The sequence below is a fragment of the Streptomyces sp. NPDC015127 genome, from assembly GCF_043080095.1.
Classification (GTDB): domain Bacteria; phylum Actinomycetota; class Actinomycetes; order Streptomycetales; family Streptomycetaceae; genus Streptomyces.
The window spans coordinates 507,521-533,802 of record NZ_JBIBVE010000002.1; the positions used below are offsets into that span (position 1 = coordinate 507,521).

The window sequence follows — 26,282 nt, forward strand, 5'->3', positions numbered from 1 at the left end:
GGGGGAGGGGACTACAGGTCCAGTTCGAGGCGGGAGCCCTCGGGTGCGCGGGAGACGCACACGCGGATCCGGCCGTCGGCGCGCTCCTGCTCGGTGAGCCGGCCGTCCCGGTGGTCGACCGTGCCCGTGGTGACCCGCTGGGTGCACACGCCGCAGAAACCCTGGCGGCAGGAGTAGGGGGTCGCCGGGTCCCGCGCCAGCAGCACGTCCAGCGCGGACCGGTCGGCGGGCACGGGCAGCACCGCACCGCTGCGTCGCAGCCTCAGTTCGAACGGCCGGCCGTCGCGGACCGGCGCTGCGGTGAACCGTTCGAAGTGCAGGGCGGACGCGCCGCTGCCGTCGAAGGCCCCGCGTACGGAATCCAGCATGGGGCCGGGGCCGCAGCAGTAGACGGCGGCTCCGGCCGGCGCGCGGCCGAGGAGCTTCGCACCGTCGGGAGCGCCGTACTCGTCGTCGGGCAGGATCTCCACCCGGTCGCCGCCGAGCGCCGCGAGCGCGTCGAGTTCGGCGGCGAACGGCAGTGAGGCGCGGGTGCGGCCGGTGTGGACCAGGTGCCAGTCCAGTCCGAGCCGGGCGGCCTCGCGGACCATCGGCAGGACCGGCGTGATGCCGATGCCGCCCGCGAGGAACAGCACGGCCGGCTCGGCGGCGAAGGGGAACGCGTTGCGCGGCCCCTTGACGGTGACCCGCGAACCGACTCGCAAGGTGTCGTGCACCTCGACGGAACCACCGCCTCCGCCGGCGATCCGGCGAACCGCGATCCGGTAGGCGTACCGGTCGTCGGCCGCGCCGCACAGCGAGTACTGCCGTACCCGCCCGGACGGCAGGCGCAGGTCGAGGTGGGCGCCGGCCTGCCAGCGGGGCAGCGGTGCGCCGTCCGGTGCCGTCAGCCGCAGCGACACGACGTCGTCGGCCTCGGTCTCGCGCGCGGCGACGACGAGTTCGAGGCCGGTGGCCGTGGGCAGGGGCGGACGCTGTCCGTAGCGGTCGGCCCGGGTGACGGCGGGGAGGTAGACGTCGGAGAACGCGGCGAGGAAGCGCATGAGGCGGTCGCTGCGGCCTCTTCCGTAGAGGTCGGGTGGCGCGGGGGCGCGGTGGCGGCTCATCGGGGTCCTTGTCTGGCGTACGGCGGATCGGGGGCGTACGGCGCGGGGCGCGGGCGGGTTCGTGCGCCGTGCCGCGCTCCGGTGCCAGGGGGCGCGGCGGGGCCGGGTTGGTGCATCGTCGCGAGCCGGACGGTGTGCCCACGGCGCGCGCGGGCAGCGGGTGGGCGCGCGCCCGTTCAGTGCGCGGCGGCGCGGGCAGCGGGAGAGGAACCGAGATAGGCGACCGCCTGCTGGGTCGAGCCCTCCTGCGAGGGGTGGTAGCGGGGGCTGAGGTAGCGCGACGCGGAGCGCGTCAGCCTGCCGAGCCGCGGCAGCAGCCCCCGCCGCGCGGCCTCCGCGTAGGCGCGCCAGGTCGGCCGGGCGCCCGGCGGGAGCGTCGGATCGGCCGCCATCAGGAACCGGGCCCCGCGGATCCACAGGTGGAAGAGCACCGGGCCGCCGACGGCCATGGTGCGGATGCGCCGCAGGTATCCGGGGTCGAGATGCCGCAGGAGGTCGTACGCCACGCTGCGGTGCTCGACCTCCTCGGCGCCGTGCCAGCGGAGCAGGTCGAGCATCGTCGGATCGGCGCCGGCCCGGTCGAGCCCCTTCGCGTTGAGCACCCAGTCGCCGAGGAACGCGGTGAAGTGCTCGACGGCGGCGATGATGGCGACCCGCTCGATCACCTGCTCACGCCGCCGCACCTCCGACAGACCCGGCCGCGTGCCCAGGACCCGCCCGAAGACGAACTCGACCTGCTCGACGTAGGGACGGGGGTCGAGGCCCTGGGCCAGCAGGTGGTCCAGGACGCCCTGGTGGGCTTCGGCGTGGACGGCCTCCTGCCCGATGAAGCCGAGGACCTCCTCGCGCAGCTTCTCGTCGGTGATCAGGGGCAGCGCCTCCTGGAAGGTCCGCACGAACCAGCGTTCCCCCTCCGGCAGGAGCAGGTGGAGGACGTTGACGACATGGGTGGCCATCGGCCGCCCGGGGATCCAGTGCAGGGGCAGCCGCGTCCAGTCGAAGCTGACGTCCCGCGGCTGAAGGACCAGATCGTCGTGCTCTTCCATGGTGCTCATACGGGCACTCCTCCGACGCGTTGCGAGGGGGCGGGCAGGAACCCGGAAGGGGACGGCGTCGTCCGGCCGCGCCCCTTATTGAGGGTTACTCAACAGTAGAAGTTATCGACTTCTTGTCAATAGGATGGGGACATGACTCGGCACAGCTCCTCCGCCCGCGCGTCGCGGATGCCTCCGACCGACCGGCGGACCCAGATCCTGGCCGCGGCGCGCCGGATCCTGGAGGCCCGCACCATCGACGAGATCTCCGTCGAAGCGGTCGCCGCCGAGGCCGGCGTCTCGCCGGGGCTGCTCTTCCACTACTTCGGGTCGCAGCGCACGTTCCGGCAGGCGATTCTCCAGGCGGCCGCGGAGGAGCTGCTGGCGCACGTCCGGCCCGACCCGGCCCTGGGCCCGGCCGAGCAACTGCGTTCCGGCATGGAGACCTTCGTCGCGTACGTGTCCCGGCATCCGACCGTCTATCAGGCCGTCACCCGGCTGAACGCGGGCAGCGGGATGCGCACCCTGCACCGCTCGGCCAGGTCCACGCTCGCCGGCTGGCTCTCGGACGCGCTGCGTGCCGCGGGCGCGCCGGACACCCCGGCCGTCGCGCTGGCCGTGGCGGGGTGGCTCGCGTACATGGAGGAAGTCGTCCTGGCATGGCTGGACGAGCCGTCGATGGAGCGGACGGCCCTGATCGATCTGTGCGAACGCAGCTTCTACGCCCTGGTCAGGACGGCCGTCGACGACGACGCCGGGTGGGAGCGCATCCTCGCCGGCATCGGTGTGCACCCGTCCCGTTGACGCATCCCGCTGTACGCAGCACCGCCCCGCCGGCCGGTGGCCGACGGGGCGGTGAGGTGTTCACAGCGGTGCTGCGTACCAGGCGGTGCTGCGTACCAAGCGGTGCTGCCTGGTGGTGCTGCGTACCAAGCGGTGCTGCCTGCGGGGGCGGCGTTCCGACCGGGGACGGGTCACCAGTAGTGGCGGCGACCGCCGACCGCGTGGCCGACCGCGCCGAGCAGCCAGAGGATCGCCCCGACCGCGATCAGGATGATGCCGATGGTCCACAGGATGCCGATGTTGGCGACGGCGCCAACGATGAGAAGTATCAGCCCGAGGATGATCATTTTTCCCTCCGTTGTCGGAGCGGCCCTGTGCTGTACGGCTTTCCACTCTCCCCGGACGCAAACGGGCTGAGGCCGGGCCGCGTGGTCGTGACGGCCTACGGCTGCGCGCCGGCCCCCGGCTCGGACGCGGCCAGGAGCGTACGGAAGTGCGCGATGCACGCGGTCACGGCGAGTTCGAACGCGGCGTCCGCACGGCGCGGCGACAGCGCGGCCAGCGCGCCGGCCAGCTGCGGCGTGGCCGCCTCGTCGGCGAGCTCCCACATCGCCTGCGGCGCCGCGAGGTCCAGGGCCGAGCCCAGGACCAGGTTCTCCAGGGCGATGATCACGTTCATCACCTCGGCGAGCGGGAAGCCCGCGCCGAGCAGCAGGCCGACGGCCTGCTCGTACTGTTCCAGGACCTTCGGGGCGCGGACCGGCGAGGTCATCAGCAGCGGGATCACCCGCGGATGGGCGGCGAAGGCGGCGCGGTAGGAGCGGGCCCACATCGTCATGGCGGTGTCCCACGGCCGCAGGTCGAGGGTCCGGGTGTCGATGGCGTCGCACACCCGCTCACGCATCAGCTCGACGATCCCGTCCCGGCCGTCCACATGGTGGTACACCGACGCGGTCTGCACCCCCAGTCGCCGGGCGATCTGCGGGACGCTGAACTCGCCCTGCTCGTCGATGAGTTGCAGCGCGGTTGCCGCGATGCGCGTCCTGTCCAGCATTGGTGTCCGCGGCCGTCCCATGTGCGCTGCTCCCCGTCGATGTCTTCCCCGCTGCCCAGGTGGAAGCTACATTGCCACAACCGAAAGCCTTTAGGTTTACGGATCGCGCCCGTCCTCCCGCCGCTTCGCAGAAGGGCTATCCCCGCATGTCCGCAACCACCGAGGTGAGAGCCGGCTCCGCTCCCGACCTCCGCCCGGGCACGCTCGGCACCGCCGACATCGCCTTCTTCGTCGTCTCCGCCGCCGCCCCGCTCACCGTGATGGCGGGCGTCGCCCCCATCGCCATCGTGCTCGGGGGCATCGGCGCCCCGGCGGGCTATCTGCTCGCCGGGATCACCCTGGCGATCTTCGCCGTCGGCTTCACCACGATGAGCCGCAACGTCCGCAGCGGGGGCGCCTTCTACGCCTACATCACCCGCGGCCTCGGCAAGCCCGTCGGCATGGGCGCCGCCCTGCTCGCGATGATCGGCTACAACGGGATGGAGATCGGCGTCTACGGCCTCCTGGGAACGGCCACCGCCGACACCGCCCATGCACTGTGGGGCATCGACATCCCCTGGTTGCCGGTCTCGCTCGCCGGACTGCTGCTCATCTGGTGGGGCGGCTTCCGCTCGATCGACTTCGGCGCCAAGGTGCTGGGCGTCCTGCTCGTCGCCGAAACCGGAATCCTCCTGCTGCTCGCGGGGGGCGTCCTGATCAAGGGCGGCGCGAGCGGCATCGGCCTCGGCTCCTTCGCCCCCGAACACGTCCTCGTCCCGGGCACCGCCGCGGTCCTCGCCTTCGCCTTCTCCGCCTTCACCGGCTTCGAGTCCACCGTCATCTACCGCCGCGAGGCCCGCGACCCGTCCCGCACCATCCCCCGTGCCACCTACATCGCCGTCGGATTCCTCGGCCTCTTCTACGCGTTCATCGTCTGGACCGTGATCCAGGCCTTCGGCGACGAAGCCGTCGTCGCCGCGGCGGGCGACGACCCCGGCGGGCTGTTCTTCACCGCCATCACCACCTACGTCGGCGGCTGGGCGGCGGACCTGATGCACGTGTTCATCGTGACCAGCATCCTGGCGTCGCTTCTCGCCTTCCACAACGCCATCAACCGCTACGGCCTCGCCCTGTCCGAGGAAGGCGTCCTGCCCAAGGCGCTCGCCACGGTGCACCCGCGCCACCGTTCCCCCTACGTCGCGGGCATCGCCCAGACGGTCCTCGGAGCCGTGGTCGTCCTCGGCTTCGCGGCCGCCGGAGCCGACCCCTACACGCAGCTGCTGCTGTGGGTGAACACCCCCGGCATGATCGGGCTCATGGCGCTGATGCTGCTCGCCGCCGTCGCCGTCCCCTGCTACTTCCGCCGCGTCAGCCACCGCGAGGGCCGGATGCGCACCGTCGTCGCACCCGTGGCCGCCGCGGTCCTGCTCGTCGTCGCCATCTGGCTGGTCGTCTCGAAGGTCGCGCTCTTCACCGGCGCGTCGCCCCTCGTCAACACCGTCCTCGTCGTGCTCGTCCCCGCCGTCTTCCTCGTCGGCATCGGGCTCGCCCTGTGGCTGCGGCGCACCCGGCCCGAGGCGTACGCCGGATTCGCCACCGAACCGAACGAATAAGGAACCGTCCGTGCCCACCGCAGACATCGTCCTCACCGCAGCCCGCGTCCACACCCTCGACCCGGCCCGTCCGCACGCCACCGCCGTCGCGGTCAAGGGCGGCATCATCGCCGCCGTCGGGGACGAGCACGACGTACGCCCGTGGCGGGGACCGGACACCGTGCGCATCGACCTGCCCGGTGCGACCCTCGTCCCCGGCCTCACCGACAGCCACAGCCACCCCGTCTGGGGACTGGAGATGGCCACCGGCACCGACCTCTCCGCCGTACGCGACCTCGACCAGCTGCGCACCGCCCTGCGCTCGGCGGTCCGCACCGGCGGCTGGATCACCGCGTACGGTCTCGACCACAACGTCTTCGGCGGCAAGCCCGTCGACCGCGACCTCATCGAGGACGTCCTCGCCGGCGCACCCGCCTTCATCCGGCTCTACGACGGCCACTCCGCCCTCGTCAGCGGCGCCGCACTGCGGGCCGCCGGCATCGAGGGGCCCCGGTCCTTCGACCAGCGAGCGACCGTGGTGTGCGACAGCACCGGCCGCCCCACCGGACACCTGATCGAGCACGCCGCCATGGACCTGGTGAGCGTGCTGGTCCCCAAGCCGTCCGTTGGCGAACGCCGGGCCCGCCTCGTCGAGTTGCTCTCCGCGATGGCGGCGACCGGACTGACCGGCGCCCATGTCATGGACCTCGGCGACGGCGACGTCCCCGAACTCCTCGCCGCCGTCGAGGAGGAGGTCGTCCTGCCGCTGCGCCTGCGCCTCGCGCCCTGGTGCATGCCCGGTGCGACCGCAGCGGACCTGGACGAGCTCATCGCGCTCCAGGCCCGCGGGGGACGCCACTGGCAGGTCGACGGAGTCAAGTTCTTCATGGACGGCACCGTCGAGGGCGGCACCGCGTGGCTGGAGCACGCGGACTGCCACGGCCAGGGGACGGACGCCTTCTGGCCCGATCCGCAGGCGTACACCGCGGCCGTCCACCGACTGCACGCCGCCGGAGTGCGCACCGCCACCCACGCCATCGGCGACGCCGCCGTCCGGCACGTGCTGGACACCGTCGAGGCACTGGGCACCGGCGCACGGCTCAGGCACCGCATCGAACACATCGAGACCGTGCCGAAGGAGCAGATCCCCCGCTTCGCGCAGCTGGGCGTGATCGCCTCCATGCAGCCGCCGCACACCGCGTACACCCGGGCCGACCGCACCGACGAATGGTCCCGGCGGCTCGGCGGCGAACGGGCCGGCCGTGCCTGGCGCTGCCGCGACCTGCGGGACGCCGGAGCGTGGCTGGCGCTCGGCTCCGACTGGCCGATCGCCCACTACGACGCCCGCGAGGTGCTGTCGACCGCCCGCGCCCCGAAGGGCGCCGCGTCGTCACGCGCCGGACTGACGGGCCTGATGGCACTGGAGGGCTGCACCACGCACGCGGCCGTGGCGGGCGGGGAACAGGCCGTGGCCGGCCGCATCACTCCCGGCCGCAGGGCGGACCTCACCGCCTTCGGCCTCGATCCCGTGGACGCCCCGGCGGACGAGGTCGCCGAGGCGCCGGTCCTGCTGACCATGACCGGAGGACACATCACCCACCGCCCGGCGGGATAGTGCGCCCGCGGGCCCGGCGAATACGCCGGGCCCGCAGAGGGACCCCGGCAACGGGCTCAGGTGTCGATCCCGCCGACCCACGGTGGCCCTGGGGATCCGGCTGGTTGACGTCATATGGTCACCGCGATGCGCCCCATCGCGCGCTGGTGAGCCGCCGGGCACGCGTTGATACGATCCCTGGGCGTGCGAACGCCGCGACTGCCGCTGCGACAAGGGAGGTTGATGCATATGGCCCGCCAGGCCCGTCATCGCCATGCCCTTGTCCGGGCCGCGCGCGGAGTGTGAGCGGTCCGGTCGTCAAGACGACCAGGAGAGTCGCGTGTCCTCTTTCTTCTCATCCACCGGTACGGATCTGACCACCGACCGCCTCGTGCTGCGGACATGGTCCGCCGGCGACCTCGCCGCCGTCCTCGGTGGCGCCTCCGCCGCCCACTGGGCGGACGACTTCCCCGCCGAGGGCGACCGCGTCATCGCGGGGTTCCTCACCGGCCACCCCGAGGCCCTGAACACCTACGGGCACCGGCTGATCATCGAACGGGCCGGTGGGCTGCTGGTCGGCTCCATCGGCCTGTTCTGGCCGCCCACCGACGGGGCCCTCGAAATCGGCTACGGCGTCGTGCCCTCCCGGCGGGGCAGGGGCTACGCCTCCGAAGCCACCCGCGCCCTCGCGGAGTTCGCCCTGACCGCACCGGGCGTGCACACCGTGCACGCGCAGGTGGAGCTGTCGAACCCGGCATCGGTCCGTGTGCTGGAGAAGGCCGGGATGCGGCGCATGAGCGGCGACGGGGACATGGTCCGGTTCCGTATGACGGCAGTGGACCCGACCCGGAGGTGAACCGCCGGGGGCTGGGCTGCGGAGTGCTCCCGCGGCCGGCCCCCGGCGCCTCGACGAGGGGCCCGGCGAGGGCCCCACGGGCGGAGAGGCCCTCGCGGAAGCCCTCCGGGACGACAACTCGTCTGCCGGGTTGGGCAATTGTTCGACCACCTGTCGATTGTGGCGTGGGTCACGTCGGAGGAAGCTCTCTCGCCATGGCAGACAACCGCACCCCCGAGGTGCAGCGGCTCAAGGCGAATTCGGTCGGCCTCGTCGGCGTCGTCTTCATGGCGGTCGCGACCGCCGCCCCCATCACGGCGATGACCGGCAACCTTCCGATCGCCGTCGGATTCGGCAACGGCACCGGCGCGCCCGCCGGTTATCTCTTCGCGACGCTCGTCCTGACCGTCTTCTCCGTCGGCTACGTCGCCATGGCGAAACGGATCACCGCGGCCGGCGCCTTCTACGGCTACATCTCCCACGGCCTGGGCCGGATCGCCGGCATGGCCTCGGGGATGCTCGCCGTCCTCGCGTACATCGTCTTCGAGGCATCGATCGTCGGCGTCTTCGCCTACTTCGCGCGCACGACCGTCGCCGACCAGCTCGGCGTGGACCTGCCGTGGATCGTGTACGCGGTGGCGATGCTCGCGGTGACCGGCGTCCTCGCGTACTTCGACATCAACCTCACCGCCAAGGCACTCGGCGTGATGCTCGTCGCCGAGATCGCGGTCCTCTTCGCCGTGGCCACCGCCGTACTCCTCGCCGGCGGCGGCCCCGACGGAATCCCGCTCGAACCCGTCAACCCGAAGAACGCCTTCACCGGCGCCTCCGCCGGTCTCGGCCTCTTCTTCGCCTTCTGGTCGTGGGTCGGCTTCGAGTCGACCGCGATGTACGGCGAGGAGTCCCGGGACCCCAAGCGCGTCATCCCCCGCGCCACGCTCGTCTCCGTCATCGGCGTCGGGCTCTTCTACATCTACGTCTCGTGGATGACGATCGCCGGGAACGGGCTGCGAGGCGCCGTCGAGGTCTCCGCCTCCACCAGCCCGCTCGACCTCTTCTTCGACCCCACCACCGCGTTCATCGGAGCCTGGGCCGTCGACGCCTTCCAATGGCTGCTGCTCACCGGCTCGTTCGCCTGCGGCATGGCCTTCCACCAGTGCGCGTCGCGGTACCTGTACGCGATCGGACGCGAGGGCTTCCTGCACCCGGCCCTCGGCCGTACGCACCGCTCGCACGGCTCCCCGTACATCGCCTCCTACGTCCAGAGCGCCATCGCCGTCGTGCTCGTCGGCGCCTTCTGGCTGACCGGCCAGGACCCGTACATCCACCTGTACACGCTGCTCGCCATCCTCGGCACGATGGCGATCCTGATCGTCCAGACGCTGTGCTCGTTCGCCGTCATCGGCTACTTCCTCCGGAACCACCCCGAGGACCGGCACTGGTTCAGGACCCTCACCGCACCGCTGCTCGGCGGCGTGGGCATGATCGCCGTCGTCGTCCTGCTGGTGCTGAACATGGAGACCGCCGCCGGACTCGCAGCCGACTCGGTCTTCTTCGCCGCCATCCCGTGGATCGTCGGAGCCGTCTTCTTCGGCGGCCTCGGCCTCGGCCTCTACCTGAAGGCCAGGCGGCCCGACCGGTACGAGATCATCGGCCGGATCGTCCTGGAGGACGCGACCGAACGCACCGATGACGGCGAGCGACCCGCCACCGACGCCACCGCCGTCACCCAGAGCTGACCCCCACCTCTTCCTCCCAGGAGCGCCCCATGGCACGCACCAACCCGATGCACCTCCTGAAGCAGTTGGCGGCCGACCACGCCGCCGCCCGGCGCCTGCGGGTGCCCGTCGCCGAACTGCGCGGCATGCGCGGCGAGATGGCGGTCCCCCCGACCGGAGACCGGACACGGTCCGAGCAGGTGGACCGCAGAACCCTGCTCAGGTACGCCGCCGCGGCCGGCGTGACGGCCACCGCGGCGGCAGCCGTCTCCCGGCCCGCGCCCGCCGCCGCGGCGACGCCGCGGGCCGCGGCCGGCAGCAGCGCCCGGATCGCCGTCGTGGGCGCCGGGATCTCCGGCCTCACCGCCGCCCTCACCCTCCAGGACGCGGGCCTCGCCCCCGTGCTCTACGAGGCCAACCCCTCCCGCGTCGGCGGCCGCATGTGGACCCAGCGCGACCACTGGGCGTACGGGCAGACCTCCGAGATCGGCGGCGAGCTCATCGACACCAGCCACAAGAAGATGCTGGAACTCTGCCGCCGCTTCCACCTCCCCGTGGAGGACTTCCTCGGCGGCGGGCCCACCGGCGCGGAGGAAGTCCTCTGGTTCCACGGCACCTACTACCCGCGCCACCAGGCCGACGAGGACTTCAAGGCGGTCTACCAGGCCCTGCACCGCGACCTGTCCGAGGCGGGCGAGGTCATGTGGAACCAGACCACCCCCGCCGGCACCGCTCTCGACACCATGTCGATCCACGAATGGATCGAGTCACGCGTTCCCGGCGGTCACTCCTCGCCGCTCGGCCGGTTCATCGACGTCGCCTACAACGTGGAGTACGGCGCCGACACCACCGAGCAGTCCTCGCTCGCCCTGGTGCTGCTCATGGGCTACCAGACCAATCCCGGCCACTTCAACGTCTGGGGTCTGTCCAACGAGCGCTACCACATCACCGGCGGCAACGATCAGCTGCCGAACGCCATCGCGGGTGCGCTCGCCCCCGGCACCCTGCGCCGGGGCTGGTCGCTGACCGCCGTACGCGCGAACGCCGACGGCACGCAGACCCTCACCTTCGACGAGGCCGGCACCATCCGGACCGTCACCGCCGACCACACCGTCCTGTGCGTCCCGCTGCCCGTCCTGAAACAACTCGACCTCAGCCGGGCCGGGTTCGACCCGCTGATGCAGAACCTGTTGCGGGACGCGCGGATGGGGCACTGCACCAAGCTGAACATGCAGTTCGGCACCCGCCCCTGGCGCGGCACCGGTGCCTGGCCCGGTGTGTCCGCAGGCGATTGCTTCACGGACACCGACGTCCAGCAGACCTGGGACACCACCAAGATCCAGCCCGGCACGGGCGGCATCCTCATCCAGTACGGCGGTGGGCACCTCGCGCAGGAACTGACGCCCGCCGCGCCCTTCTCCACCGAGTCCGATCGGTACGTGCGCGACCTGGTCGCCCGCCGGATCGCGGGCATCGACGCCTTCTTCCCCGGCACCTCCAGGGCCTACACGGGCCGCGCCCAGCTCTCCGCCTGGCACCGCAACCCGTACACCCTCGGCGCGTACTCCATGTGGCCCGTCGGCTACCTGCACCGGTACGCGGGCTACGAGGGAACCGCCCAGGGCAACATCCACATCGGCGGCGAGCACTGCAGCTACGACTTCCAGGGCTTCATGGAAGGCGGCGCGACGGAGGGCGAACGCGCCGCGCTGGAGGTGGTCGAGGCGCTGCGCTGACGCCGAGTCCGCCGTGTCCGTGATCGCCCTCCGCTCGGCGGGCGTTCACGGACACGGCGGGTGAGGCCCGCTGCCGGGTCAGTGCTCCGCGTGCTCCCCGTGGTCGGCGACCTGCGCCGCGCCCCACCGGTGCAGGGCGTCGACCAGAGCGGGGTCCGCGGTGCGGAAGCGGAGGGCCGCGCCGTCGGGCCGCTCGCTGTACGAGACCTCGATCCCGGCGGAACCCGCGGACAGTTCCCGCAGGCCCGGCATGCCGGCGCCGTGGATGCGGGCCGGGTCGGCGTAGTCGCCCCGGCGGAACCGCTCCGCCTCATGGGTCAGGTGCTCGCGGATCAGCCGCACCTGCTCCGCGTCCGTAGCCGTGTCGCTGACCACCTCCTGCCGCAGGCCGTCGTCCACCGGGACGAAGCGGTGCGTCGTTCGTTCCAGGTCGAAGGGCATCACCGACGCGCCCTTGCGTGCGACGTCCTGCTGCCGCGCCGTCGGCGGCGCATCCGCCGCGGACGTCCCGCAGCCGGCGGCCGTCGCGAGCAACGAGACGGCCGCCAGTGCGGCGAGGCCGCGCCTCAGCCGTCGCGGCCGGCGGCGGTCGGCCCGCGCGGGGCCGGTGACCCGGGGCCTAGGTGTCACGACTTGCCTCCTCCAGCAGGCGCAGAGCTCGGATCACGGTCGGGCGCTGCGCCGTGGGCACCCGGTCGAGGAGCGCGGAGAGGCGGTCGGCCCGGCGCCGCGCCACCTCGGCCGCGACCCGTTCACCGTGCTCGGTCAGTCCCACGAGCCGGCCCCGTCCGTCGGCCGGGTCGGGGGCCCGGTCGGCCCAGCCCCGCGCCATCAGCTGGTCGACCAGCCTGCTCATGGTGGATTTGGTGACGCCCAGCCGCTCGCCCAGGACGCGCTGAGACATCCGGCCGGAGCGCAGGAGTGTGATCGCGTGTGCCTCTGCGGTGGTCATGGCGGCGCCGCAGGGGGTGCGATCGGAGTCGAGCAGGCCGAAGGAACGGACGAAGCCGACGAAGGCATCGGAGAACGCTTCCGCGGAAGCGTTGTCAAGGCGACCGGACATGGTTGCAATGTAGAATCAGTTGGTCCCGAACTGCAACTACTTTCCGGGAAGTTGGCGACGTCGGTTGCGCGGGGGCGCCCGCCCGGTGTCCGCCGCGGCCGTGACCGATACGCGGCCGTCGTAGGGTGGCCGACGTGACGACACAGGACGACGCACGCCAGGACAGCGTGCTCTACGGGTGCATGGGACTCGGCGGGACGTGGGACACCGAGCCCTACGGCGCGCAGGAGATCGCCCAGGCCGAGGCGGCGGTCGAAGCGGCACTGGACTGCGGCATCACCACCTTCGACCACGCGGACATCTACCGGCACGGCAAGGCCGAGGCGGTCTTCGGCGAGGTGCTCGCCCGGACGCCCGGGCTGCGCGAGCGCATCGTCGTACAGACCAAGTGCGGCATCCGGCTCGCCGACGGCGACCGGCCCGGCGTCTACGATCTGCGCGGCCACACCGTCCGGCGCCGCGTCGAGGAGAGCCTGACGCGGCTGCGGACGGATGTCATCGACGTCCTGCTGCTGCACCGCCCCGACCCCCTGGCGGACCCGGACGACCTCGCCGAGGCGCTGACCTCACTGAACCGGCAGGGTCTGGTGCGCCGGTTCGGTGTGTCGAACATGGGTGCACCGCAGATCGCGCAGTTGCAGGCACGGCTCGATGTCCCGCTCGTCGCCAACCAGTTGGAGATGAGCCTCCACCGGCGCGACTGGCTCGAAGCAGGTGTCCTGGTGAACACCCCGGCGGCCGCCGCCAACGGCTTCCCGTTCGGGACCCTCGAGTTCTGCCGGGACAACGGGGTGCGGCTGCAGGCATGGGGCGCCCTCGCGCAGGGACGCTACACGGGCCTGCACGAGACGCCCGACGAGGAGGCGACCGCGCAGCTGATCGCCGCCATGGCGAAGGCGAAGGGCACGACGCCGGAGACCGTCCTGTTGTGGTGGCTCCAGCGCCATCCCGCGAGGATCGCACCGGTCGTCGGCAGCGCGCGCCCCGATCGGATCCGCGCCTGCCGGGACGCCGTACAGCGCGACCCCGAGCTGAGCCACGAGGAGTGGTACGAGCTCTGGCTCACCGCCCGCGGAGCCCCACTGCCCTGACCGGCGCGCAAGCGGGCCGCACACGCGAGGTCGGGCTCGGCGGTGCACAAGCGAGGTCGCGCACGCGGCGGTGCGCACGTGGAGGTGCACACACGCGAGGCCGTGCACCCGCGGGGCGGTACGCGTGCGAGGCCGCGCATGCGGCGGTGGGCACGTGGCGGTGCGCACTCTGCGGTGCGCACACGAGGCCGCGCACACGCGGGGCGCTGTACACGCGAGGCCGTGCACGCGGCGGTGCGCACACGCGACGCCGTGCACGGCGGCGGGGTGCACACGAGCGGCCGTGCACGGGGCCGCGCGCACTCCAGCCCACGCGCACGCGGGGCGGGGCGCGCCGGGACACCCCCGGGCGCGGCCCCGCCCCGCCGGCCGAGGCCGCTCAGGTGTCCTCGCGGAGCAGGTCGGCGCACTTCTCGCCGATCATCATCGTGGTGATGCACGGATTGACCGTGACGAGGTCCGGCATGACGGACCCGTCCGCCACCCGCAGCCCGTCGACCCCTTTCACCCGCAGCCGGGCGTCGAGCGGCGCCGACGGATCGTCGTCCGCGCCCGTCTTCACCGTGCAGGCCGGGTGGTACACGGTGTTGTGCGTCTTGTGGATGTAGTCGAGCAGCTCGTCGTCCGTGCGGACATCGGGACCCGGCGCGACCTCCGCCCCGGCCCAGCCGGCGAGCGCGGGCTGCGCGGCGATGCGGCGGGCGAGCTTCAGACCGTACGTCATCACCCGCACGTCGTGCTCGTGGGTGAAGTACCGCGGGTCGACTATCGGCTTGTCGCGGTAGTCACGGGTCCGCAGCCGCACCGTGCCGCGGGACTTCGCGCGCGTGACGTTGGGCGTGAGGCAGAAGGCGTTCTCGGACGTCGGGAAGCCGTGGCGGGCGGTGTTCATGTCGAAGGGCACCGAGCCGTAGTGGAACATCAGGTCGGGCCGGTCCAGGCCCGGTTCGGTGTCGTAGAAGATGCCCGCCTCCCACCACTGGCTCGACACCGTGGTCATCGGCTGCTTCGCCTCCCACATGATCACGCCCTCGGGGTGGTCCTGCAGGTTCTCGCCGACGCCGGCGGAGTCGATGAGCACGTCCACACCCACGTCCCTCAGGTGCTCCGCCGGGCCGATTCCCGAGAGCATCAGCAGCTTGGGCGTGTCGATCGAGCCGCACGAGACGACGACCTCGCGGCGGGCACGGACCGTGCGGGAGTGCACCAGATCGGGGTCCAGGTACTCGGCGCCGACACAGCGGCGGCCCTCGAACACCAGCTTCTTGGCGCGCACCCCGGTGCGTACCTCCAGGTTCGGCCGCTTGCCCATCACCGGGTGGAGGTAGGCGACCGAGGACGACTGGCGGATGTTGTTCTCGTCCGAGTTGATCTGGAACCAGTTGGCACCCCGCACCACCGTCGTCCCGGTGTTGAACGCCGTCGTCGGTATGCCCTCCTGCGCGCACGCCTCCAGCAGTGCCGCCCCGCACGGGTCGCCCCCCTTGAGCGTGCGCAGCTTCACGGGGCCGGTGCGGCCGTGGTGGTCGCCCGGCGCGTCGTTGTTCTCCAGCCGGCGGTACAGCGGGAAGACGTCCGCAGCGCTTCACCCCGAACAGCCCGCCGCCGCCCAGTCGTCCAGGTCCTCCGCCGGCGCCCAGAAGGCGATGCACGAGTTGTGCGACGAACAGCCGCCGAGCACCTTGGCGCGGGCGTGCCGCATGAAGCTGTTGCCGCTGGCCTGCGGCTCGACCGGGTAGTCCCAGTCGTAGCCGGACTCCAGCAGGCCCATCCAGCGCTCCAGTCTCAGGACGCTGTCGTCCCCGACACCGCTCGGTCCCGCTTCCAGGACGCACACCGTGACGGAGGGGTCCTCGCTGAGCCGTGCGGCGACGACATTGCCCGCGGTTCCGCCGCCGACGACGACGTAGTCGAACTCTTCGTTCATGAGGTGGTGAACTCCTTCACTGCAACGGACTCCGGGGACGCGACGGCCGCGTGCTCGGCCAGCACGCCCGTACGGTGCCGCTGGACGAACCAGTAGTAGGCGAAGCCGCCCGCCGCGATCACACCGACGAACAGGACCGCACCCCAGCGCAGGTACCAGTGGTAGGGGGCGGTGGCGTTGTAGACGGCGGACCGCGGCCAGATCAGGTTGAGCGTCATCGCCCCGCCCCACAGGACGGCGAGGATGTTGACGGGCAGTCCCCAGCGGCCCAGGGAGAACTTGCCCTCGGCGGGCTGCCACCTGCCGCGCAGGCGCGCCACCAGCATCGGGCCGGTGACCAGCAGGTAGGCCACGTAGATCATGATGATGCCGATGCTGGTGACCACGGTGAAGATCTGCGGCTGGCGGATGTTGACCACGAGGATCGCCAGCGCCAGCACCCCGATGATCACGGTCGGCAGGACCGGTGTACTGAACCGGGGACTGACCTTCGCCAGCCGGGAGGACGCCGGCAGATTGTTGTCCCGGGCCATGGCGAACGCGAGCCGGACCGCCGCCGTGTGCACAGCCAGCGCGCACACCGTGACCGCGATCAGCACGCACCACAGCATCGCCTTGCCGGCCGTCGGTCCGAGCACGTCCAGCACGACGTACTGGAGCCCGTCCGTCGACAGCTTCTCGCCGCGCAGACTCGACACGCTCATCAGCGCCAGCAGCAGGATCAGTCCGCCGAGCACGAAGGAGGCGACGATGGCCCGGATGATGGCGCGCGGCGCGTTGCGGGAGGGGTCCAGCGACTCCTCGCCGAGTGAGGCGGCCGTGTCGAAGCCGTACATGACGTACGCGGAGGCGAGCGAGGCGATCAGGAACGCGCCGAGATAGCCGAAGGACTGGCCGGACCCGGTCCCGGCCGTGTCCGTGACGACCTGCGGTCCGCGCACGACGTTGACCGCGAGCAGCACGATCAGCACGACGGTGGCGATCAGTTCGATGAAGACGCCGGCGGTGTTGATCCTCGCCATCAGCTTCACGCCGAAGGCGTTGACGGCGGTGGTGAACGCGATCAGGACGGCGGCCAGCAGGACCGCGTTCGTCGCCACGTCGTACGTGCCGGTGCCGTCCCCGACGAACTGGAAGAACGAGGAGATCTGCGGCAGCGTCAGCTGGTAGGCCAGAGCGACCGCCGCGATGGAGACGACGGAGGCGAGGAGCATCATCCAGCCTGCGAGCCAGCCGATGTGCGGATTGCCCACCTTCTTCGACCAGTTGTAGATGCTTCCGGCGACCGGGTAGCGGGCCGCCAGCTCGGCGAAGCAGAGCGCCACCATGAACTGGCCGACGAAGACCATCGGCCACGACCACCAGTACGCGGCGCCGCCGGTGGCGTATCCGAAGTAGAACAGCTGGAAGGTGCCGGTCAGGATCGAGATGTACGAGATGCCCGCGGCGAAGGTGTGGAAGTTGCCGAGGGTGCGCTTGAGCTCGGGGCGGTAGCCGAATTCGGCGAGTTCGGCGTCGTCACCGGCCGGGACAGGGCCGGGTGGGGCAGAGGTCATGAGCTACTCCTTGACGGGGAATGGGAAGTGTCAGGCGAACCAGCCCTGCGGCCCGGGGGCCGTGTTGCGCCAGATGTGTTTCGCCTCGCGGTACTCGGCGAGGCCGGCCGGACCGAGTTCACGCCCTGTGCCGGACTGTTTGAACCCGCCCCACTCGGCCTGCGGCAGATACGGGTGGTAGTCGTTGATCCATACGGTGCCGAGCCGCAGCCGGGAAGCGATCCGCTGCGCCCTGCCCTCGTCGCCGGTCCACACCGCGCCCGCGAGGCCGTAGATCGTGTCGTTCGCGAGCCGCACGGCCGCGTCCTCGTCGCCGTCGCGGAATCGCTCCACCGTCAGGACCGGTCCGAAGGACTCCTCCCGGACGACCGACATCCCGGCGTGGCACTCGTCGAGCACGGTCGGCAGGTAGTAGAAACCGCTGTCGTACGCGGGGCCCTCGGGCCGGGCGCCGCCGCAGCGCAGCACCGCGCCCTCGGCGACGCCGGCCTCGACATACGCCTCCACCTTGGCGCGGTGCGCGGCCGAGATCAGCGGCCCGGTCTGCGCCTCGTCGTCGAAGGGCCCGCCGAGGCGGATCCGCTCCGCCCTGCGCACGACCTCGTCGACGAACCGGTCGTGCAGCGAGTCCTCCACCAGCAGCCGCGTCCCGGCCGAGCACACCTGCCCGGAGTGCAGGAACACGGCGGTGAGGGCCATGTCCACGGCCGCCTCGAAGTCGGCGTCCGCGAACACGATGTTGGGGTTCTTGCCGCCCAGTTCGAGTGCGACCTTCTTCACGGTGGGCGCCGCGGCCGCCATCAGAAGGCGGCCGGTCTGCAGGCCGCCGGTGAAGGAGAGCAGGTCCACATCGGGGTGGTCGGCGAGTGGCGCGCCCGCCTCCGGGCCCGCGCCCAGCACCAGATTGGCGACGCCGTCCGGCAGTCCGGCCTCCGCCAGCAGCCGCATCAGAAGGATCGCCGTGTGCGGAGTGAGCTCGCTCGGCTTGAGGACGAACGTGTTGCCGGCGGCCAGCGCGGGGGCGACCTTCCAGGCCGTCTGGAGCAGCGGGTAGTTCCACGGCGTGATCAGCCCGCACACCCCGACCGGCTCGTACACGACCCGGCTGTCGGTCCCCGCCGTACCGGTGTCGATCACCCGGCCCGTCTCGGTGGCGGCGAGCCGTCCGAAGTACCGGAAGCAGGCGGCGATGTCGTCGATGTCGTACGCGCTCTCCACCAGGCGCTTGCCGGTGTCGAGGGACTCGGCGCGGGCGAGTGCGTCCTTGTCGCGGACCAGGAGGTCGGCCACACGCAGCAGCAGATCGCCGCGCTCGGCCGCCGGGGTGTGCGGCCACGGGCCCTCGTCGAACGCGCGGCGGGCCGCTGCGATCGCGTCCACGGTGTCCTTGCCGCCCGCCTCGTCGACCTCGCCGACGAGGGAGCCGTCGGCGGGACAGCGGATCTCCCGGGTGCGTTCGTCACGGGCGGCGGTCCATGCGCCGCCGATGAACAGATCAGGCACCGATGCCTCCGAGGTTCTCGGTCAGCCAGGAATGGAAAATGCCGATGTGGTGCTCGGTCGGCACCAGGACACCTCCCGAGCGGTAGGCGCGGGACGCCATCGCGGGCTGGGTACGCTCACACGCCTCGAAGTCCTGGGCGTTGACCCGGTGGAACAGCTCCACGGACTTCGACACGTCCGCGCCCGACTCCACCACCTCGGGCGCGTACAGCCAGTCGCACTCGACGATCGTGCGGTCCTCGGCCATCGGGAACATACGGTGCAGGATCACGTGGTCGGGCACGAGGTTGATGAAGACCGTCGGCTTGACGGTGATCGCGTAGTAGCGGCGGTCCTGGTCTTCCGCCACCTCGGGCAGCTTGGCGAAGCCCTCGCTGCCGTCGACCGTGAAGCCCTTGACGTCCTCACCGAACTCGGCGCCGTGGCCCACGTAGTACTGCGCCGCGTATCCGTCGGCGAACTCCGGGAGCACCTCGGTGAGTTCGGGGTGGATCGTCGCGCAGTGGTAGCACTCCATGAAGTTCTCGACGATCAGCTTCCAGTTGGCCTTCACGTCATACGTGATGCGCCGGCCGAGCGCCAGGTCCTCGGTGCGGTAGCGCTCGATGGACGCGGTGTCCCCCAGGCGTTCCACGGCCGCGCCGATCACGGTCTCCTCGAAGGACGGCGGTTCGTCGGCCAGGCACACCCAGGCGTAGCCCAGCCATTCCCGCAGTGCCACGGTGACCAAGCCGTACTCCGTACGGTCGATGTCGGGCATCTTCACCAGGTTCGGGGCGGCGATCAGCTTGCCGTCGAGGTCGTAGGTCCAGGCGTGATAAGGGCACTGGAGGGAGCGCCGGACCTCACCGGACTCCTCGGTGCACAGCCGGGCGCCGCGGTGGCGGCAGATGTTGAGGAAGGCGCGCAGCTCGCCCTTGCGGTTGCGGTTGACGATGACGCTCTCGCGACCGATCTGGACGGTGCGGAAAGCGCCGGGCTTGTCGAGGTCGGCGCTGCGCACGGCGCAGAACCACATCGATTCGAAGAGCCGCTCCTGCTCCTGCCGGAAGATCTCCGGGTCGGTGTAGAAGTGGCCGGGCAGGGTGGCGATCAGGCTCGGGGAGACGGGGGACTCGGGGGAGACGGGGGTTGTCGTCACGACGGGCTCCTCAGGCGGGCGCGGCGCAGAGCCGGCGAGGGTCGAAAAGCTCGATGGGGTGTTCGGTGGTGCCGTTCAGCGACAGGTCGGCGACGATCTCGCCGACGACAGGCACGAACTTGAAGCCGTGTCCGGAGAACCCGCAGGCGACGGTGACCGACTCGGGGTGCTCCGGGTGGCGTGCGATGACGAAGTGCTCGTCGGGTGTGTTGGAGTACATGCAGGTGGCGGCCTTGAGAAATCGGCCGGGGAGGGACGGGACGCACCGGGCCAGCTGGTCCGCCATGGCGGCGACCTCGTCGTCGCGCACGGTCCTGTCGATGGTCTCCGGAGTGCACACCGCGCCGTTGCGGAAGAAGGCGACCTTCGCGCCCAGATCCGGCCCGTCGATCGACGGGAAGCCGTAGATCTGGGCGTCGTTCACGTCCTCCCAGATGTAGATGGGGTGCTTCTCGGGGAGGAAGGGCTCCGTGCCGCCTTCCGGCTGGAACCAGTACATGACCTGCCGCTCGATGGTGAACGGCACGCCGAGGTCGGTGAGCAGCTGCGGCGCCCAGGCGCCCGGGCAGATCACCAACTGCCCGGCCGTGTAGGTGTTCTCCGCGGTGTGGACGCGCACGCCGTCGCGGTACGGCTCCCACCGCACCATCGGTTCCTCGAAGTGCAGGTCCGCTCCGGCCTGCGTGGCGAGCTGGAGATGGGCGGCGACCGTGTTCTCGGGGCGCACCAGACCGGCACGGGGCTCGTACAGCGCCACCTCGTCGTCCCTCGGGGTGAGGGTGGGGAAGCGGCGGCGGATCTCCCCGGCGTCGAGCATCTCGTGGGGCAGGTCCCACTGCCGGGCCGACAGCAGGGAGCCGGACACGGTCCGTGACTCGGGGCGCCCGACCATCACACCGCCGCACAGCGTGGAGATCCGGCGTCCGGTGTCGCGCTCCAGCGCCTCGTACAGCTCGTACGAGCGCAGCAGCAGCGGCACGTAGGCGGGGTCCTCGAAGTAGGACTGACGGGTGATGCGGGAACCGCCGTGGCTGGAGCCGCGGTTGTGCACCGGGCCGAACTTCTCCAGGCCCAGCACGCGGGCCCCGCGCGCGGACAGGTGGTGGGCGGCGGCGCTGCCCATTCCACCCAGGCCGACGACGATCACGTCATGGGTGGGTGACATCCTCGGACCTCCCTAACGGCGGATACGGGCCATCTCGGGGTCGAACAGCGGCTCGTCGGCGACAGTTGCCGGGACCTTCTCGCCGAAGTACTCGACGTGGACGGGCGTGCCCGCCGGCAGCGGCGGCAGCCAGGCGTACGCAATGCAGCGGCCCAGCGTGTAGCCGTACGAGGCGCTGGTGACGTACCCGGCCGGCGCCCCGTCGACGTACACCGGCTCCTTGCCGAGGACGACGGCCGCCGGGTCGTCGAGCAGCAGCGCGGTCAGCCTGCGCCGCGGCTCGCCCGCCTTCTCCAGGGCCTCGCGGCCCGTGAAGTCGCCCTTGTCCATCCGCACGGCGAAGCCGACGCCCGCCTCGTACGGGGTGTGCTCGTCGGTCATGTCGAGGCCCCAGGAGCGGTAGCCCTTCTCCAGCCGCAGGCTGTTGAAGGCCGATCGGCCGGCGGCGATCACGCCGTGTTCCTGCCCGGCCTCCCACAGGGTGTCCCACAGCCGCAGCCCCAGATCGGCGCTGGTGTACAGCTCCCAGCCCAGCTCGCCGACGTAGCTCAGCCGCATCGCCGTCACCGGGACGTGCCCGAGGTGGGTCTGCTTGGCCCGGAAGTAGCCGAATCCCTTGTGGGAGAAGTCGTCCTGGGTGAGCGGCTGCACCAGATCGCGGGCGAGCGGTCCCCAGACGCCGATGCAGCAGGTGCCGGACGTGATGTCGCGGATCTGCACGTCGTCCGGGGCGTGCCGCAGCAGCCAGTCCTCGTCGGCCGGCGAGTTGGCGCCGATCTGGAACCGGTCGGCGGCGAGCCGCGCCACGGTCAGGTCGGACCGGACGCCGCCCCGCTCGTCGAGGAGGAGGGTGTAGGTCACCGCGCCGGGCTTCTTGGCCAGGTTGTTGCTGGTCATGCGCTGGAGGAAGGCGAGGGCGCCGGGGCCGGTGACCTCCAGCCTGCGCAGCGGCGTCATGTCGTACAGGGCCACCTTCTCGCGGGTCGCCCGCGCCTCGGCGGCGGCGATGGGGGACCAGTAGCGGGCCGACCAGGCGTCCCGCTGCGGCAGGTCGATTCCTTCCGCGAGCGGGGCGTTCGCCTCGTACCAGTGCGGGCGTTCCCAGCCGCCGCCTTCGAGGAAGTACGCCCCGAGTTGCTGCTGCCGGGCGTGGAAGGGGCTGACCCGCAGCGGGCGCGGCCGGTCCATGGGCTGGAGCGGGTGCAGGACGTCGTAGACCTCGACGAACTGCTGGGCGCCGCGCTCGGCGACATAGGCGGGGGAGCGCTGTGCGTCCTCGAACCGGGTGAGGTCGCATTCGTGGACGTCGGTCCGGGGACGCCCGTCGACCATCCACTCGGCGACGGCCTTGGCGACCCCCGCCGAGTGGGTGACCCACACGGCCTCGGCGAGCCAGAAGCCGCGCAGTGCCCGGGACTCGCCGAGCACGGGCATGCCGTCGGGGGTGAAGGAGAAGACGCCGTTGAAGCCTTCCTCCACCTCACTGCCGGCGAGCGCCGGAAGGAGCCACCCGCAGTCCTCCCAGCTCGGTGCGAAGTCCTCCTCGGTGAAGGGGTAGGAGGACGGCATGACCGGTGCGTCGTCGTAGGCCGGGACTGTGAACGGGTCGACGGGCAGTGGCTTGTGCGCGTAGCTGCCGATGCCGATCCGGTCGGTGTGCTCGCGGAAGTACAGGTCCCGGTCCTGGAACCGCAGGATCGGCCGGGACGCCTCCGTTCGGGGGTCGTTGACGCCGGCGAGCTCCGGCAGCGGCCGGGTCTTCGCGTACTGGTGCGCGAGCGGGAGCAGCGGGACGTCGACGCCCGCCATCCGGCCGACGACCGGGCCCCAGAAGCCTGCCGCCGAGACGACGTGGTCGGCGGGGAAGGTGCCGCGGTCGGTGACGACGGCGGTGACGCGGCCGCCCTCCTGCTCGATGCCGGTGACGGTGTGCCGCTCCAGGAAGCGGGCGCCGCGCGCTTCGGCCCGGGCCATCTGGGCGCGGCAGGCGAGGACGGCGCGGGCCAGCCCGTCCTCGGGGGTGTGGAAGCCGCCGAGGACCTTGGTCTCGTCGAGCAGCGGCCACAGTTCCTTGCACCGCTCGGGGGAGATCAGTTCGCCGCGGATCCCCCAGGAGGTGGCGTACCCGGCCTTGCGGTGCAGGTCGGCCCAGCGTTCCTCGGTGGTGGCGAGTTCCAGGCCGCCCACGGGGTTGAAGCAGGGCAGGCCGTCGACTTCGAGGGCGCTGAACTTCTCGACGGTGTACTGGGCGAATTCGGTGAGCGTCTTGGACGGGCCGGTCCGGAAGACGAGGCCCGGGGCGTGCGAGGTGGAACCGCCCGGGGCGGGCAGCGGTCCCTGTTCGAGGACCGTGACGTCGGTCCAGCCTCGGGCGGTCAGTTCGTCGGCGAGCGAGCAGCCGACGATGCCGGCGCCGATGACCACGACACGGGGGCTGGATGCGGGCGAGTGGGACATGCCCCTCCTTGAGTCGGGTGGGGTTGGCAGGGATGGCCGGGCGGCGGCGGGACGCGCGGGGAGGGCGGTGGTGACCGCGGGCGCGTCCGGACGCCGCCCGGGCGAAGCGGGGAGCCGGGTCAGCCGGCGTCCGGCACGTTCGGCCGCTCGGCGGCGACCGTGGTGTCCTGGCCGTGCCCGGTGTGGACCACGGTATTCCCGGGCAGGGTCAGCAGCCGCTGCCGGATCGACGCCAGGATCGTCGGGTGGTCCGAGTACGAGCGGCCGGTCGCGCCGGGTCCGCCGTGGAAGAGGGTGTCGCCGGTGAACACGGCGTCCAGGGAGGGCGCGTGGAGGCTGCAGCTGCCCCAGGTGTGGCCGGGGGTGTGCAGGACGCGCACCTCCGTGCCGGCGACCGGGAGCCGCTGGCCGTCGGCGAGTTCGCCGTCCGGCTTGCGCTCAGGGTGGACGTGGTCCCACAGCTCGCGGTCGGCCGGGTGCAGCAGGACGGGCGCACCGGTGGCGTCGGCGAGCGCGGCGGCCGCGCCGATGTGGTCGTCGTGGCCGTGGGTGCACACGACGGCGGTGACCCGGCGGCCGGCGACGGCGGACGTGATCGCGGCTGCGTCATGGGCGGCGTCGACGATCAGTACCTCCTCGTCGTCGCCGATGAGCCACACATTGTTGTCGACGTCGAAGGTCTCGCCGTCGAGGCTGAACGTGCCGGAGGTGACGACCCGTTCGGCGCGGACCGAGCCGCCCGTCACAGGACCACCACCGAGCGCAGGACCTCGCCGTGGTGCATCTTCGCGAAGGCGGCCTCGACCTGCTCAAGGGAGATCGTCTCGGTCACGAAGGAGTTGAGGTCCAGCAGGCCGTAGAGGAACTGGTCGATGAGGACGGGGAAGTCGCGGCTCGGCAGGCAGTCGCCGTACCAGGAGGACTTCAGGGCGCCGCCGCGCGAGAACAGGTCGATCAGCGGGATGTCGATCCTCATCTCGGGATCGGGGACGCCCACCTGGACGAGCACACCGGCGTGGTCGCGCATGTAGAAGGCCTGCTTGTACGTCTCCGGGCGGCCGACCGCGTCGATGGCGATGTCCACCCCGAATCCGTCGGTGAGCGCACGCACGGCCTCGACGGGGTCCGTTCCGCGGGAGTTGACGGTGTGCGTGGCGCCGAACTTCTCGGCCTGGTCCAGCTTCTTGTCGTCGATGTCGACGGCGATGACCTTGCGGGCCCCGTTCAGGCAGGCGCCCGCGATGGCCGCGTTGCCCACGCCGCCGCAGCCGATGACGGCGACCGTGTCCCCGTTGCCGACGTTGCCGGTGTTCACGGCCGCGCCGTAGCCGGCCATCACGCCGCAGCCGATGAGTCCGGCGGCCTCCGGCGGGGCGGCGGGGTCGACCTTGACCGCCTGGCCCGCCGCGACCAGAGTCTTCTCGGCGAAGGCGCCGATGCCCAGGGCGGGGGACAGGGGCGTGCCGTCCAGCAGCGTCATGGGCTGGGTCGCGTTGCGCGAGTCGAAGCAGTACCAGGGGCGGCCGCGGCGACAGGAGCGGCAGGCGCCGCAGGGGGCGCGCCAGGCGATCACGACGTAGTCCCCGGGGGCCAGGTCGGTGACGCCGTCGCCGACGGCCTCGATGGTGCCGGCGGCTTCATGGCCGAGCAGGAACGGGAAGTCGTCGTTGATGGCCCCCTCCCGGTAGTGCAGATCCGTGTGGCACACCCCGCACGCCTGGACGGCGACGAGCACCTCACCAGGGCCGGGATCGGGCACGAGGATGGTCTGCACCTCGACGGGGGCGCCCTTCTTGACCGCTACGACGGCACGGACCTCATGTGGCACGACGTGACTCCTCTGTAGTTGCGCAGTGCACGATGGGTTGCGCTGTGGGGAACATCGTGGGGAGGCGTGGGGCCGCCGTCAAGAGCCGTGGGTTAACGAGAGGCAAAACCGGTCGTGGCGCGGACGCGTACCCGACACACGACGACGCGGGGCCAGGTGTCCCTGGCCCCGCGTCGACGGGCGGTGCTGCTTCGGTCCGGTTGGGTGGTGTGGCGTCAGAAGCCGTACCCCATGCGCCGCGACAGGTCGTTGGCCGCCGCGACGGTGCGCGCCGCCACCTCGGGCAGCCGCGCCCGCTCCAGCCGGTAGGACGGCCCCGACACGCTGATCGCGCCGATGGCCTTGCCGTCGTGCGCGTGGACCGGAGCCGCGGCGGCGTGCAGACCGAGCTCCAGCTCCTCGGTGGCCAGCGCGAAACCCTGGGAGACCACCTTCTCCAGTTCACTGCGCAGCATCCCCGCACTGGTCACCGTGTTCTCGGTGAACCGCGGCAGCGGCCGAGCCAGCAGGCCCTCCCGCAGGGTCACCGGCAGGTGCGCCAGCAGCACCTTGCCGCTGGAGGTGGCGTGCAGCGGAGTGCGTCTGCCCAGCCAGTTCTGCGCGGTGACGGAGGACGGGCCGCGGGCCTGCATGATGTTGACCGCGGCGTCGTCGTCCAGCACCGCGATGTTGACCGTCTCGCCCAACTCGTCGGCCAGCTCCCGGCAGACCGGCGCGCCCTCCTGCGAGATGTCCAGACGCACCGCGGCGGCTCCCGCGAGGCGCAGCACGCCGGCCCCCAGGTAGTACTTTCCGCGGTCCTGGGCCTGCGAGACGAGGCCGCGGTTCTCCAGCACGCCGAGCAGCCGGAAGGCCGTCGACTTGTGCACGTCCAGCTCGTCGGCGATGTCGGTGACTCCGGCCTCGCCGTGCCGCGCCAGGATCTCCAGCACGCTCACGGCGCGGTCGACCGACTGGATCGCTCCTGCGCCGCCCTTCGGTGTCCGCTCCTGTGTCCCCTCGATGTGGTCAGCCGTTATCTGGTCGCGGGTCATAGCTCAACTCTCACCATCTTGCGGTCCATTGGGCACGCATCTTCGGGAAGCCCTTGACGCGGTGGGCCTCCCGACCGGATTCTGTT

At 71.6% G+C, this 26,282-nt stretch carries 21 protein-coding genes and 1 pseudogene; 7 read left to right on the forward strand and 15 right to left on the reverse strand.

What is annotated here, in order from left to right; all coding sequences use genetic code 11:
* Nucleotides 1-11: 11 nt before the first annotated feature.
* Complete coding sequence (locus ACF08N_RS05550; protein ID WP_392323287.1) at nucleotides 12-1,106, reverse strand: PDR/VanB family oxidoreductase; 1,095 nt, start codon at nucleotides 1,104-1,106, stop codon at nucleotides 12-14.
* A 176-nt stretch (nucleotides 1,107-1,282) separates the two neighbouring features.
* Entirely contained in the window at nucleotides 1,283-2,161 is an 879-nt protein-coding gene (locus tag ACF08N_RS05555; protein WP_392323288.1) for a metal-dependent hydrolase, read from the reverse strand.
* Between the two features lie 132 nt (nucleotides 2,162-2,293).
* Here ACF08N_RS05555 and ACF08N_RS05560 point away from each other — a divergent pair, with 132 nt between their 5' ends.
* Nucleotides 2,294-2,944 carry a TetR/AcrR family transcriptional regulator gene (locus ACF08N_RS05560; protein ID WP_392323289.1) on the forward strand — a complete coding sequence of 217 codons (651 nt, stop codon included), beginning with the start codon at nucleotides 2,294-2,296 and terminating at the stop codon, nucleotides 2,942-2,944.
* A 170-nt stretch (nucleotides 2,945-3,114) separates the two neighbouring features.
* Here ACF08N_RS05560 and ACF08N_RS05565 read toward each other — a convergent pair whose 3' ends face one another.
* Together ACF08N_RS05565 and ACF08N_RS05570 are read right to left on the reverse strand one after the other, a co-directional pair.
* Nucleotides 3,115-3,270, reverse strand: a complete 156-nt coding sequence (locus ACF08N_RS05565) for a DUF6131 family protein (protein WP_392323290.1) — start codon at nucleotides 3,268-3,270, stop codon at nucleotides 3,115-3,117.
* A 95-nt stretch (nucleotides 3,271-3,365) separates the two neighbouring features.
* Complete coding sequence (locus ACF08N_RS05570; protein WP_392323291.1) at nucleotides 3,366-3,998, reverse strand: TetR/AcrR family transcriptional regulator; 633 nt, start codon at nucleotides 3,996-3,998, stop codon at nucleotides 3,366-3,368.
* Between the two features lie 125 nt (nucleotides 3,999-4,123).
* Between ACF08N_RS05570 and ACF08N_RS05575 the strand changes: the two genes are divergently transcribed.
* From ACF08N_RS05575 to ACF08N_RS05595, 5 genes are all read left to right on the forward strand, one after another.
* On the forward strand, nucleotides 4,124-5,569 hold the full coding sequence (locus tag ACF08N_RS05575; RefSeq protein ID WP_392323292.1) for an APC family permease: 1,446 nt from the start codon (nucleotides 4,124-4,126) through the stop codon (nucleotides 5,567-5,569).
* Between the two features lie 10 nt (nucleotides 5,570-5,579).
* On the forward strand, nucleotides 5,580-7,163 hold the full coding sequence (locus tag ACF08N_RS05580) for an amidohydrolase (RefSeq protein WP_392323293.1): 1,584 nt from the start codon (nucleotides 5,580-5,582) through the stop codon (nucleotides 7,161-7,163).
* Between the two features lie 319 nt (nucleotides 7,164-7,482).
* Entirely contained in the window at nucleotides 7,483-7,998 is a 516-nt protein-coding gene (locus ACF08N_RS05585) for a GNAT family N-acetyltransferase (protein ID WP_392323294.1), read from the forward strand.
* A 194-nt stretch (nucleotides 7,999-8,192) separates the two neighbouring features.
* Complete coding sequence (locus ACF08N_RS05590; RefSeq protein ID WP_392323295.1) at nucleotides 8,193-9,716, forward strand: APC family permease; 1,524 nt, start codon at nucleotides 8,193-8,195, stop codon at nucleotides 9,714-9,716.
* A 29-nt stretch (nucleotides 9,717-9,745) separates the two neighbouring features.
* Nucleotides 9,746-11,431, forward strand: a complete 1,686-nt coding sequence (locus ACF08N_RS05595; RefSeq protein ID WP_392323296.1) for a flavin monoamine oxidase family protein — start codon at nucleotides 9,746-9,748, stop codon at nucleotides 11,429-11,431.
* Nucleotides 11,432-11,509: 78 nt separating this feature from the next.
* On the opposite strand, the gene ACF08N_RS05600 is transcribed toward ACF08N_RS05595, so the two are convergent.
* Together ACF08N_RS05600 and ACF08N_RS05605 are read right to left on the reverse strand one after the other, a co-directional pair.
* A complete protein-coding gene (locus ACF08N_RS05600) occupies nucleotides 11,510-12,061 on the reverse strand; it encodes an aspartate carbamoyltransferase (RefSeq protein WP_392323297.1) in 552 nt (183 codons plus the stop codon).
* Nucleotides 12,051-12,494, reverse strand: a complete 444-nt coding sequence (locus tag ACF08N_RS05605) for a MarR family winged helix-turn-helix transcriptional regulator (RefSeq protein WP_392323298.1) — start codon at nucleotides 12,492-12,494, stop codon at nucleotides 12,051-12,053. The genes ACF08N_RS05600 and ACF08N_RS05605 overlap by 11 nt, the downstream gene beginning before the upstream one ends.
* Nucleotides 12,495-12,628: 134 nt before the next feature.
* Between ACF08N_RS05605 and ACF08N_RS05610 the strand changes: the two genes are divergently transcribed.
* Nucleotides 12,629-13,585, forward strand: coding sequence for an aldo/keto reductase family oxidoreductase (locus ACF08N_RS05610; RefSeq protein ID WP_392323299.1), 957 nt, complete (start codon nucleotides 12,629-12,631; stop codon nucleotides 13,583-13,585).
* 379 nt (nucleotides 13,586-13,964) lie between these two features.
* On the opposite strand, the pseudogene ACF08N_RS05615 reads toward ACF08N_RS05610, so the two are convergent.
* From ACF08N_RS05615 to ACF08N_RS05655, 9 genes and pseudogenes are all read right to left on the reverse strand, one after another.
* Nucleotides 13,965-15,512 (reverse strand): annotated as a pseudogene (locus ACF08N_RS05615) (GMC family oxidoreductase).
* Nucleotides 15,509-17,068 carry an APC family permease gene (locus ACF08N_RS05620; RefSeq protein WP_392323300.1) on the reverse strand — a complete coding sequence of 520 codons (1,560 nt, stop codon included), beginning with the start codon at nucleotides 17,066-17,068 and terminating at the stop codon, nucleotides 15,509-15,511. The pseudogene ACF08N_RS05615 and the gene ACF08N_RS05620 overlap by 4 nt, the downstream one beginning before the upstream one ends.
* Before the next feature lie 30 nt (nucleotides 17,069-17,098).
* Nucleotides 17,099-18,571: an aldehyde dehydrogenase family protein gene (locus ACF08N_RS05625; protein WP_392323301.1), complete on the reverse strand. Its 1,473-nt coding sequence runs from the start codon at nucleotides 18,569-18,571 to the stop codon at nucleotides 17,099-17,101.
* Nucleotides 18,564-19,712, reverse strand: a complete 1,149-nt coding sequence (locus ACF08N_RS05630) for an aromatic ring-hydroxylating dioxygenase subunit alpha (RefSeq protein WP_392323302.1) — start codon at nucleotides 19,710-19,712, stop codon at nucleotides 18,564-18,566. Before ACF08N_RS05630 ends, ACF08N_RS05625 begins: the two co-directional genes overlap by 8 nt.
* A 10-nt stretch (nucleotides 19,713-19,722) precedes the next feature.
* Nucleotides 19,723-20,877: an N-methyl-L-tryptophan oxidase gene (gene solA, locus ACF08N_RS05635; protein WP_392323303.1), complete on the reverse strand. Its 1,155-nt coding sequence runs from the start codon at nucleotides 20,875-20,877 to the stop codon at nucleotides 19,723-19,725.
* A 12-nt stretch (nucleotides 20,878-20,889) separates the two neighbouring features.
* A complete protein-coding gene (locus tag ACF08N_RS05640; protein ID WP_392323304.1) occupies nucleotides 20,890-23,334 on the reverse strand; it encodes an FAD-dependent oxidoreductase in 2,445 nt (814 codons plus the stop codon).
* A 119-nt stretch (nucleotides 23,335-23,453) separates the two neighbouring features.
* Nucleotides 23,454-24,080 (reverse strand): MBL fold metallo-hydrolase, encoded by a 627-nt coding sequence (locus tag ACF08N_RS05645; RefSeq protein ID WP_392323305.1) that lies wholly within the window; start codon nucleotides 24,078-24,080, stop codon nucleotides 23,454-23,456.
* Entirely contained in the window at nucleotides 24,077-25,162 is a 1,086-nt protein-coding gene (locus ACF08N_RS05650) for an S-(hydroxymethyl)mycothiol dehydrogenase (RefSeq protein WP_392323306.1), read from the reverse strand. Before ACF08N_RS05650 ends, ACF08N_RS05645 begins: the two co-directional genes overlap by 4 nt.
* A 215-nt stretch (nucleotides 25,163-25,377) precedes the next feature.
* Nucleotides 25,378-26,121 (reverse strand): IclR family transcriptional regulator, encoded by a 744-nt coding sequence (locus ACF08N_RS05655; RefSeq protein WP_392323434.1) that lies wholly within the window; start codon nucleotides 26,119-26,121, stop codon nucleotides 25,378-25,380.
* Nucleotides 26,122-26,282 lie beyond the last annotated feature (161 nt).